Annotated in this window: 1 protein-coding gene (running past one end of the window); it reads right to left on the reverse strand. The window is 44.8% G+C overall.

Annotation, left to right across the window (positions count from 1 at the left end; all coding sequences use genetic code 11):
• A protein-coding gene (locus CPIN_RS25725; protein WP_012792790.1) for a non-ribosomal peptide synthase/polyketide synthase crosses the window boundary here: on the reverse strand, positions 1-13,359 show its 5' end (the start). Its footprint begins 14,169 nt before the window's first position; the window shows 13,359 of its 27,528 coding nt (coding positions 1-13,359); its start codon is at positions 13,357-13,359; its stop codon lies off the left edge, out of view.
• Between the last annotated feature and the right edge of the window lie 48 nt (positions 13,360-13,407).

The raw sequence follows: 13,407 nt of genomic DNA on the forward strand, positions 1-13,407 counted from the left end.
ATACATTCCTACGCGGTGTTCTATGTTAACCAATTCCGCTGGCCGGCCTGATACGATGACACCGTAGACAACATCCTCCTGACCTGTATACTTATGTAATAAATAAGCCCATACCCCCTGCATAAGCGTATTTAACGTGATTCTGTTACGCTGTACATAATTTTCGAGCTGTAATTTGATATCATTACTCAGTTCGACCAAATGTCCTTTATAGCTCCGCCCTCCCTTATTCCTTCCCAAATCTGTACCGATGAATGGTAATAATGTACCGTTTTGTATTCCTGCAAGATATTTCCTCCAGTATGCCTCTGCCTTATATCTGTCGAGTTGGGAGATATAGTGTATGTAATCTTCATAACGATCCTCTTTCTGAAATGGTACAGGTTGTGCCGTTGCAAGACACTCGTATATCTCCAGATATTCCTTTATCAACAATGGTACTGACCATCCATCCAACAATATGTGATGAAATGTCCAGATCATATGATATTTGTCTTTGCCGAGGTGCAATAAGCTTACACGCATCAATGGCGGATGTGCAAGGTCAAAGCCTTTTAGACGATCACTGTCAATATATGCATTTATAAGATTCTGCTGTTCTTCATCTTCTATATGCGTGTAATCCAGTTCCACGATATCCATTTCCGCATTTGCGTATATGCATTGCACAGGTATGGAAAACACGTCATGCAGAAACCCTGTTCTTAATATGCTATGACGCGACAACAAATGAGTCCAGGCTACCTTGAAAATATCGATCTGTAAATGTTCCAGTATACTATTAAACTGAACGATATACGCTCCCGTTTCCTTTTCATACAGACTATGAAACAACATACCCTGCTGAAGACCACTCAGTCTATATATTTGTTCTATATTATTTATCTCTTCGTATTCCTGATCATTCCTATTTACTTTACCCAGGAAAGCGAACAGCTCTTCATAGCTAACATCTCTTCCCAGTCCATAATCAGACGGTGTATATATGCGATGCTGCTGTTCCAGGCAATGGCGGATCACTTCTTCCAGCGATGACAAATATTGTTCGCTCAACGATACGATCGTCTCCGAAGCATAATGATGACGGCTATAAAGCCAATCCAGCTGAAGAACGCCCTCATAGATCATCGCACTGACTATCATACCACAAGGTGCTCCGATTCGCTCGCTAACCCCGCTGCCATGATGCTCTGATGCCGCACGGATATGACCCTGTTTGCCCGTCACATTATCCAGCTGACCCAGATAGTTAAACATCACGTCCCATGGATCTACACCGAAAAGTAATGCATCTCCCTGCAGGTATTTCAATACCCCGTAACCAAGTCCTTTATCGGGTACTCGCCGTAATTGCTCCTTTATACTTACAAGCCAGTCACCTGCACTGTCTAAGCCGGGGCGATCCAACGATACCGGGTACAAACTTGTAAACCAGCCGATACTACTACTCAGATCAATCTCTGCTCCCAGGGATTCCCTCCCATGACCTTCCAGACCTACCAATACACTATCTGAACCACTCCACCCGCACAATGTCCGTCCAAGACAACTCAGCAACACATCGTTGATCTCTGTATGATAGGCACGTGATACATCCTGTAGTAATTGACGTGTTAATTCTACCGGCAAACGAACTGAATGTTTCCCCATGTCTCCCATACGAACTACTCCCTCATACTCATTATCCTTACGAAGAGGACGGTAAGACTGATGGACCTTATGCCAGAAAGGTATCTGCTCCTGTAAACGCGGACCGGACCCATAATTCCGTAGGTATTCATACCAGTCCCGGTAAGAATTACTCTTATATCCAGGATCGGCGTTTTCTTCTGACAACAGCTGGTCCAGCTCCGATAAAAGGATACGCCATGACACGCCGTCAACGGCCAGATGATGGATCACCAGCAATAAACGATGATCTGTATCCCACGATGGCGTCAGCATCAATGCAGCACCCACTAAATGGCCTGCACCTATGTCAAGGCTACCCTGCAAGCGGGCGCCTGCTTCCGCTATAAGCGTATTTAAAGTCGCCACATCTTCCGCTGCACTAAAATCTTCAGTTTTCAATACAGGCAGTATATCCCCATATTCCTGTAACCATTCACCATTGTTATTACTATAACGGAAACGTAGTGCATCATGGCGGCTGACAAGACGCTGCAACGCTGTCTCCAGATGTTCCTTACCGATATCTTTATTGATACGTAAGAGAACATCCTGATTAAAATGAGAAATGTCTACATCCGCATCTTCGAGATACCATAACTGAATGGGTAGCAGTCCGGCAGGGCCTTTGAGCTGTACTTGTTCTTTTGGTGCTATATCCTGAGAAATTGTTCGGGCACTGATCACAGCTGCTAACTGCTCAATAGTCTGATACGTAAACAACTCTCCTACCTGCAACATATATCCTTGCTTCCTTAAACGGCTTACCACCTGTATTGTGATAATTGAGTCTCCTCCCAGCTCAAAAAAGTTATCATTTATGCCTATACCAGATATACCTAGCAGCTCTTCCCAGATTGCTGCCAGCTGACGCTCCAACTCTGTACGCGGGGCAATACGACTATCGACAGCCGTTATTGCCACATCCAGCAACGATAACTGCACCCGATCTACCTTTCCGTTCCTGGTCAGCGGTAATTGCTCCAGCACGACCACATGAGCCGGTACCATATGCTCCGGCAAATGACTGCGCAGATATGATAACAGTTCAACCTTATCCGGTGTACCTGTCACATATGCGATCAGCTGTTTGTTGCCCGCCCCATCTTCATGCACCACTACCACACAAGCTGATACACCAGCACCTGCTGACAATACCACTTCTATTTCTCCCGGTTCTATGCGATAACCACGGATTTTCACCTGGTTGTCGGAACGACCAAGGAAAGCAATCGTACCATCTGGCAGCCAGCGCCCAAGATCTCCTGTACGATAAAGACGACTACCGGGTAAGCCACTGAACGGATCTGCTACGAATTTCTCTGCCGTCTGTTCTACACCATGATGGTAGCCATCGCTCACACCGGCTCCCCCTACATATAATTCTCCTAGTACGCCTATACCGCATAAACTACCATATTCATCCAGAATATAAGCTGTACGGTAATCCAGCGGACGACCTATGGGTATAGGACGGCCCGATTCTACCTCCCCTATCCGGTAGCTCAACGAAAACGTCGTATTCTCTGTTGGGCCATATCCGTTGATGATGATCAGATCCGGATAAGCCGATCTCACTTTCGCAATGTGTACAATAGATAATTTATCCCCACCTACAAGGATCGTCTTTAAACCTTTAAATAAGTCCAGGTCTGCCTCCACCAGCTGATTGAACCAGCCGGCGGTGAACCACATCATCGTTATGCTATGACGGCGGATCGCTGACTTTAGTAATATTACATCCAGCAGCACCTCTTCACTACACAATACCAATCGTCCGCCATTCAGCAGCATGCCCCAGTATTCGAATGTCGACGCGTCAAAGGATGGAGAACCTGTTGACAATATTGTTTCTTCTTCCGAAAGGCTTACATAACCTACATTTCTGACAAGACTTGCAACATTTCCATGCGTTACTTTCACTCCTTTTGGAACGCCGGTTGAACCCGAGGTGTACATTACATAGGCGATCGAATCGGCCCGCTGTACAACTGGCAAATCTGTCACGGCATAATCGGATTGCAGGGCAGACGATAGTAGTTCGGCAGTTAAGACTATACGCATCCTACTATCCGACAGCATATAGGCGCGACGTTCTTCCGGATAGGATGGATCTACAGGCACATAAGCGCCACCCGCCTTCAGGATACCCAGCATACCAATAATCAGCAAGGCACTTCGTTCTACGCTCAGACCTACAAGGTCAGCAGGTTTCACTCCTTGTGCCAGTAGAAAATGTCCGATCTGATTACTTAGCTGGTCAAGTTCACGATAACTCAATTGCTGTTCTTCGAATTCAAGGGCTACCGCATCAGGACGAATGGACACTTGTGCTGAAAATAAGGTTGAAAGAGAACGGTCATCCTGATAAGTATGCGAAGGATTATTAAATTCTTTCAACAAACGATGTTTCTCAACATCTGTCACTGTACTTAACTCAGTTCCATACAATGTACTGTCCTGAGTGATCTGCAATAATATATACTTGAATTGTTCTGCTATCTGATTAAGATAATCCCCGGAAATCGATATGGGTTTAAATTTGAACTGGATACTTATTTCAGCTCCTGCCTTAATGACTATAGCTAACGGATAGTTGTCCCATTCATGTGAAACAGGCTTATCAATCAGCAAAGGCCATTTACGGGCCATCAAAATCTTATCAATAGGGTAATTTTCAAACACCAATATCGTATCGAACAAATCACCACTGATGCCGGTCCAGGACTGGATATCATTTATAGCCGTATACTGGTATTCGCGGGATTCCAATTGCTGTTGCTGAAGTTGTTGCAACCAGGTAGAGACATCCTCATCATCACTCAAAGTTGAGCGGAATGGTAGTGTATTGATAAACATTCCTACCCGTTGTTCCACGTTTTTCAGATCTCCCGGACGTCCGGATACAACCACACCATATAAAACATCTTTCTTTCCGGTATACTTATGCAGCAGATAAGCCCAGACTCCCTGCATGATAGCATTAACAGTCAGTCGTTGCCGACGCGCATAATGTTCGACAGCAAGACTATCTTCTCTATCAAGATGCAATGATATCACGGAATAGGCGCCGACACCCTTTGTTCTGCCTGACGAATCGGCGATAAATGGCAATAAGACACCCTTATCTATACCATCAAGGTATTGTTTCCAATAAGCAACCGCTTTATACCTGTCTTGCTGCCTGGTATAAAGGATATAATCTTCATAACGATCTTCTTCTCGTATTGATATCTTTCCTCCTTTGGATAATGTCTCATATATTTCCAGAAACTCCTGCATCAGTATTGGACGCGACCATCCGTCGAATATAATATGATGGGAAGTCCATAACATGTAATATTTATTCTCACTTAAACGTAGTAAGCTAACCCTGGTAAGTGGAGGCATTTCAAAATCAAAGCCTTTTGCCCTGTCTTCTGCAAGGTATTTTTTGATCAACACTTGCTGCAATGCCTCTTCTATACCTCTGTAATCCCTCTCTGCTATATCTATCTCCACATCTCTGTAAACACATTGCACCGGAATACGGAATATATCATGATAAAACCCACTCCTTAATATTGTATGCCGGGACAAAAGATATTGCCAGGATGCTTTAAAAATATCAATATCAATCCCGCTTACTTCGCAGGTAAATTGGTTAGTGTAAGGTTTTTCTTCCGTATTATATAGTCCGTGGAATAACATTCCCTGCTGAAGACTACTTAGCGGGTAGATACGTTCGATTATATCACTATTGAGCCGACCTTTTTTTGTAGAACGCAGAAAACTAAATAACTCCTCATAACTAACCTCATCTCCCAGTCCATAGTCAGACGGTGTATATATGCGATGCTGCTGTTCCAGGCAATGGCGGATCACTTCTTCCAGCGATGACAAATATTGTTCGCTCAACGATACGATCGTCTCCGAAGCATAATGATGACGGCTATAAAGCCAATCCAGCTGAAGGACGCCCTCATAGATCATCGCACTGACTATCATACCACAAGGTGCTCCGATTCGCTCGCTAACCCCGCTGCCATGATGCTCTGATGCCGCACGGATATGACCCTGTTTGCCCGTCACATTATCCAGCTGACCCAGATAGTTAAACATCACGTCCCATGGATCTACACCAGAAAGTAATGCGTCTCCCTGCAGGTATTTCAATACCCCATAACCAAGTCCTTTATCGGGTACACGCCGTAATTGCTCTTTTATATTTACAAGCCAGTCTCCTGCACTGTCTAAGCCGGGGCGATCCAACGATACCGGGTACAAACTTGTAAACCAGCCGATACTACTACTCAGATCGATCTCTGCTCCCAGGGATTCCCTCCCATGACCTTCCAGACCTACCAATACACTATCTGACCCACTCCACCCGCACAATGTCCGTCCAAGACAACTCAGCAACACATCGTTGATCTCTGTATGATAGGCACGTGATACATCCTGTAGTAATTGACGTGTTAATTCTACCGGCAAACGAACTGAATGTTTCCCCATGTCTCCCATCCGAACCACTCCCTCATACTCATTATCCTTACGAAGAGGACGGTAAGACTGATGAACCTTATGCCAGAAAGGTATCTGCTCCTGTAAACGTGGACCGGACCCATAATTCCGCAGGTATTCATACCAGTCCCGGTAAGAATTACTCTTATATCCAGGATCGGCGTTTTCTTCTGACAACAGCTGGTCCAGCTCCGATAATAGGATACGCCATGACACGCCGTCAACGGCCAGATGATGGATCACCAGCAATAAACGATGATCTGTATCCCACGATGGCGTCAGCATCAATGCAGCACCCACTAAATGGCCTGCACCTATATCAAGGCTACCCTGCAAGCGGGCGCCTGCTTCCGCTATAAGCGTATTTAAAGTCGCCACATCTTCCGCTGTACTAAAATCTTCAGTTTTCAATACAGGCAGTATATCCCCATACTCCTGTAACCATTCACCATTGTTATTACTATAACGGAAACGTAGTGCATCATGGCGGCTGACAAGACGTTGCAACGCTGTCTCCAGATGTTCCTTACCGATACCCTTATTGATACATAAGAGAACATCCTGGTTGTAATGAGAAATATCCGATAAGGCTCTATTAAAATACCATATTTGCACAGGCAGTAACCCGGCCCGCCCTGTTAATATTCCCTGTTCCGCACTATTTCCCTGTTTCTCTCTCGATAGTTCAGCCAAACGCAATCCCAGCGACGCTATAGTCTGATGTGTGAACAGGTCTTTAGGAGTCAAATGATACCCTGCTTTTCTCAAACGGCTCACCACCTGAATCGTTACAATAGAATCGCCACCCAACTCAAAAAAGTTATCCTGTATACCAACACGCTCTATCCCAAGCAAATCTTCCCATATCACAGCCAATCTGTATTCTACTTCATTGCGGGGGGCTTCGTATCCGGGATACCGCATATCAGTGACCTCAATAGCAGCCAATTTCTTACGATCCAATTTACCGCTTGGCGTCATCGGCAAACTCTCCACTTCCACGATCAACGATGGAACCATATAATCCGGAAGATGTATAGCAAGATATGCTTTGACATCTTCTTTACTTAAGGGCTTCTGAGAAACGGTATAAGCAACAAGTTGTCTGATACCCTTATTCCCCTCTATGACACCTACTGCCGCCTGTTTTATATCAGGCATCTGCTGCAGAACACTTTCAATTTCCCCCAATTCAATACGATAGCCGCGTATCTTTACCTGATCATCCACCCTGCCCAGAAACTGTAAGTCGCCATCCGGCAACCATCGCACAAGATCTCCTGTACGATACATACGGGCTCCTTGCATGTTACTAAAAGGATCAGGCAAAAATCGCTCTGTCGTCAGGCCGGCCTTGTTCAGATAGCCACGAGCAAGACCATCGCCTCCTATATAAAGCTCACCGGTAATTCCAATCGGACACAGACACATACTACTATTTAGAACATATAAGCGGGAATTAGCAAATGGCTTTCCTATTGGAACAATTTCATACTTCCTGTTAATATCCACTTTATGTAAACATCTTCCTATCGCGGCTTCTGTCGGTCCATAGTGATTAAATACATCTCCCTGGTATCGCGCCTGCTGTAATCTGGCTGGTACAGATCCCGGTAAAAGCTCACCTCCGAAAAGAAGTATTTTGCGAGGCAGCGGCAACTCATCATCTCCATATGAAGACCATAAGGCCGGTACTGCTTTTATGCAATCCACCTGATGCAAATTCAGATAATTTGCCAGATCCTTTCCACCCTCCATTAGTTTATCAGACAAAATATGGATTCTCTTACCTAACACTAAAGCCGCAAATAGTATTGAATGATTCAAATCGGATACCAGTGAAGAAAATATAGCAAACGAGTCACAACGATCCAAACCAGCTTCTTTAATGACGCCGTAAACATGACTCAGCAATGCCCTGTCTTCCAACATAACTCCTTTTGGCTTACCTGTTGAGCCTGACGTATATATAACATAGGTAAGCTGCTCTGGTCCCCGCGGGGCTTTCGAGAAAAGACTCCGATGGTCAACTTCGCCAAAATTATCTGTGGGATCAATGCAAAACACCTTTTCGCCTGTTTCTTGTACCTTCAACAGGAGATCCTGATCCCCTATACAGACTGTTGCAGCTGTGTCCTTCAATATATAGGAAAGGCGTTCTGCAGGGTGTTCAGGATCTACAGGAACAAAAGCACATCCCGCTTTAAGGGTACCCATGATGGAAACGATACACTCGATAGATCGTTTTATAGAAACAATAACTTTATCTTCTCTTTTTACACCGGCATTTAAAAGTTGAGATGCCAGGCGATCGGATCTTTCGTTAAGTTCTCCGTAACTTAATTGCTTCCCCTCATATTCTACCGCTATCCCATCCCTATTACCGGCGACCACTTCATCAAATATATCCGTCACAGAACATTGCCCGGGATATTGCACATGAGATATCCCCCAATCCTCCAACAACACTTCTTTTTCTCCGGCACTTAAGAGATTCAACGCCCCAACGGGCACATTTATATCTGCAAGTACAGCTACCAGCAAAGCTTCGTAATGCTCCAACATAAGAGCGGCCGTACTTTCTTTATATAGATCTTTGCAGAATATCAGCTCTAATAAAAGCCCGTTCACCGATTCCTGAACATTAAGACTAATATCAAACTTAGAAGTAATTTGTCCCACTCCCTCGTTTGTCAGTTTCACATCTCCCAGGGACAGCCCACTACTTTCAGGCATATTCTGCAAAGCAAACAAGGTCTGAAATACCGCATTCCGGCTTAAATCCCTTCTTACGTCCAGTACCTCTACAATTTTCTCAAACGGTACATCCTGGTGTATATATGCCTGTAAAGTATTCTCCTTTATCTGCCGTAGAAATTCACGGAACGTGGGATTACCACTAAGATCATTGCGGAGTGCAAGCGTATTCACAAAGAAACCTGTAAGCTCCTCGAGCTCCTGTTGTTGTCTTCCTGCAATAGGTGACCCAACACAGATATCTGTCTGTCCGCTATAGTGATAAAGCAAAGTATCATAGACCGCCAGGAGTAACATAAAAAATGTAACCTCTTCCTGTACACATAATTCCCGCAGCCCGTTTAACAATGAGTTACTGAGAATTTTCGTAATGCGTCCTCCCTCAATGCGCTGTTCCGCTGGTCGTACAAAATCAGTAGGGAGTTCCAATAGGGATACTCCTGTCAATTTTGATTTCCAGTATGATAATAATGGTTCAAGCACCGCTTCAGAAAGATAGGAACGTTGCCATAATGCATAGTCTGCATATTGGATAGGCAGTTTCTTTAAAACCGGTGTCCGCTTTTCTTTCATTGCACTATATAGCTCTGCCAATTCATTGACCACAATCGAAATTGACCATCCGTCAAAAGCGATATGATGCAGTACGACAATAAGGAGATATGAACCATCCAGCATTTCTGTAACATTCACTCTTAACATATAATCATCTGATAGATCGAACGGATGAATCGTCTGTGAGCTGATATGAGCAGTAATACTCTTCCCCTGCATAATCAATGTCGACTCGCTTGTATATTCAGGCGCCCAGGATACTGCATCCCGTATCTGCTGGTGACCAATACCATTATGTTCAGCAATTACAGTTCTTAATATTTCATGACGATCTATAATCGTCCGAAAAGCAGCCTCCAGCGCAGCAATGTCCAAATCGCCTTCGAGACGGAATACCCAGGGCATGTGGTATTGAATGCTTCCTTGTAATTTATCAATAAACCACAGCCTTTCCTGTGCAAAAGACAATGGGATGAACGCAGGTCTTGGTCCCGCCATCACCGGTTGCATGGTTGACTTCGCCGGCGTTTCCGACAGCTTTGCTACCAGGCTTTTTATTGTAGGATAAAGGAATATATCTCTTACTGATATCTCTTTCCTGAATGCATTACGTATCGCAGCGATCATTCTCATCGCAAGCAATGAATGACCTCCTGTAGAAAAGAAATTATCTTCGACGCCGATCTGTTCTACACGCAGTAAATCGCGCCAGATAGCCATCAATGCAGCCTCTGTAGAATTGGCAGCCTGTACATATGTATCTTCCTGTAATGCCGGAAGCTCCATGGAGACCAACCGCTTACGGTCTATTTTCCCATTGGCGGTAACCGGAATCGTTTCAATAGGCAGTATTAACTGTGGCACCATATACGCCGGTAACCGGGACAGCAGATGCTGACGAATTACACTAATGTCTATTCCTTCTACAGTCACTACATAAGCCAGCAGATATTTATTCCCGGACACTTCTTCCCTAATGACTACTGCGGCCTGCGTCACTCCGTTTGTGTCGCGTAATACTGATTCTATTTCACCAGGTTCAATACGGAATCCCCGTAGTTTGATCTGGTCATCCTTCCGACCTATATATTCAATGTTGCCGTCAGAAAGCCAGCGACCAGTATCTCCTGAACGGTATAGCAATGTTTGCCCGCTTACATCGAAAGGATTAACGATAAAACGCTCTCTCGTTAATGCCGGCTGGTTTAAATAACCGTTCGCCAGTTGTGCCCCTCCGATATACAATTCTCCTATGATTCCAATGGGTACAGGAGACAGACTATCATCCAGTATGTATACGCTGACATTCCGGATGGGTCTTCCTATTATCGATGCACCTTGCATACCATATGCCGGAACCACATAACTGGTTGCTACTACGGTGTTCTCCGTAGGACCATAGTTATTAACAAGCTTATATCCGGCATCTTTCAATGAAATTGGAGAAAGTCTTTCTCCTCCTGTCAACAGGAATAGTAACGATGTCCATTGTTCATCTGCTATACCGACAACTTCATCTACCAGCGCTGTAGGACAAAAACAATGCGTGACATTATTCTGCGCACTGTAATGAACCAGTGAAGCGACATCATATCGCAACGCGTCCTGTAAAATAAATACGGTGGCGCCTTTGCAAAGATATGGCCATATTTCCCAGCCGAATGCATCAAAGCCTATTCCTGCGATGCTTGTTGCACGACTTCCGGCTTGTATATCATATGCTTCCTCATGCCATTTTACGAGGTTGTATAATGCACCATGAGATACAACTACTCCCTTGGGAGTTCCTGTGGTCCCGGATGTATAAATAACATATGCGGTATCTACTGCTCCCGGGAGATAGTCCTGTTTGTCAGCTACATAATTGCCATTAATATTATCAGGTAGGCGGTCCGTATATACCAACTTGTACTCACCTGGCAAACTATCTAATAGCTCATACGTATTTCGGTCAGTCAATACGATTTCTGCGGAAGCATCTTCCAGTAAATAACTTATGCGAGGTAAAGGATAAGCGGGATCAACGGGTACATAAGCAGCACCTGTCTTTAAAATAGCCAGCATACCAATCAGCAGGTCAGCCGTTCTCTCCTGGCAGATAGCAACCAGGCTATCCGATGATACACCAAGTGCCCTGAGATAATCTGCCAGCACTGCTGAGCGTGTATGCAGATCCTGGTAAGTAAGCACTTCTTCGCCGCAAACCACGGCAGGTTTGTCCGGATGCGCCTTTACCTGCGCCAAAAACAAGCCAACAACCGTGTGCGGTTGCTCTTTTTCATCCGCTGTTATTCCAGACAAACTGAAATCGTTGAGCAGCTGTTTTTCCGGGTCCGTCAACATATTAAGCAAACTAACAGGCTGATTAATATCGGAAAGGATCGCGTACAGCAATTGTTCGAAGTGTACAAGTAGCTGCATCATCATATCCTGTTGATACATTTGCTGGTTATACCTGAGGTCAAGATGCAGATCTGTGCCGCTTTGCAATCCGTACAACACCAGATCAAACTGTGATGCAACAGTTTCAGCAGACTGTTGATGCAATATAAGGTTACCAAGAGCTACTGCATTTTGGCTTACATCATGCTCTAAAGCAAAAACTACCTGAAAGACTGGATTCCTATCAACATCCCGTGGTAACTTTAACACCTCCACTATCTTTTCAAATGGAGTTTCCTGATGATCATATGCTTCCAGGGTAGTATGCTTCACCCGCTGTAAGAACGTACTGAACGAGGGGTTATCGCTCAGGTCACTACGAAGCGGTAACATATTTACAAAACAACCGACAAGATCTTCCACTTCACGCTGATCTCGACCGGCGACAGGAGAGCCAATGCATATATCACCACTGCCACTGTAACGGAACAATAACACTTTAAATACTGATTGCAACAGCATGAACAGCGTTACGCCTTCTGACTGACACAGTTCCTGTAAACGTAATGGAAGTGATCTATCCAGCTTTCTCCGGATGCTGGCCCCACTGTTCTCATATTTTCCAGCCAGCACCGACCCTGGGATTATTTCAAGCGGATTTACCCCTGACAGCCTCGAGTGCCAGTAAGATAACGAAGCGTCTAAACTTTCGCGGGACTGGGTCCTCTGCCATAACGCGTAATCTGCATATTGCACCGGTAACGGTTCCAGTTGAGCCGGCCTTCCATCGATGGCTCCCATGTAGAAAGCTGACAGCTCACGTAATAATATCGATATAGACCACCCGTCAAAAGCGATGTGATGTAAAACTATGATCAATATGCTATAACCTTCAGCCATACTTACCAAACTCGCACGCAACATAAAATCCGCAGACAGGTCAAAGGGGCGCTGCACTTCTGCCGTAATAAAAGCAGGTATATCATACGCCATGTCAAAGACTTCAGCCGCTGATAAAAATGTCATTTTCCAGGATGCGGCATCCAAAATATGCTGATAGCCCACGCCATCCTCTTCTCTCACTACCGTGCGGAGCACTTCATGTCTCTCTACCACATTACGAAATGCAGTTTCCAGCGCCTGGTTGTCCGGCTGCCCTTCAAGCCGGAACACCCATGGCAGGTGAAATTGTCCACTTCCCTGGAAACGATCTATGAACCACAGACGCTCCTGAGAATAAGACAGCGGAATATGTGTAATGTCGCCACTTCGCTGAATGACCCGACGATTTTCATTTCCTTTTATGCGATGCTGGCCTGGATTCCGCAGAAACGCCCTTATGAGTTCTTTATTTTCCTCAATTTCTTTCATTAAACGGCGATCAATCGTGACATTTCGCGGAACTTTTAATTTCAGCCTGTCATTCTCCAGCAGGAAACTTATACCTATTTCATTAGCATTTGCGACGATGCTTTCAACTACATTATTTGACATATTGAAGGGACTTGAGCTAACTGGGTTACTTAAATTGGGGGGGGATGT

The sequence above is a fragment of the Chitinophaga pinensis DSM 2588 genome (assembly GCF_000024005.1).
GTDB lineage: Bacteria > Bacteroidota > Bacteroidia > Chitinophagales > Chitinophagaceae > Chitinophaga > Chitinophaga pinensis.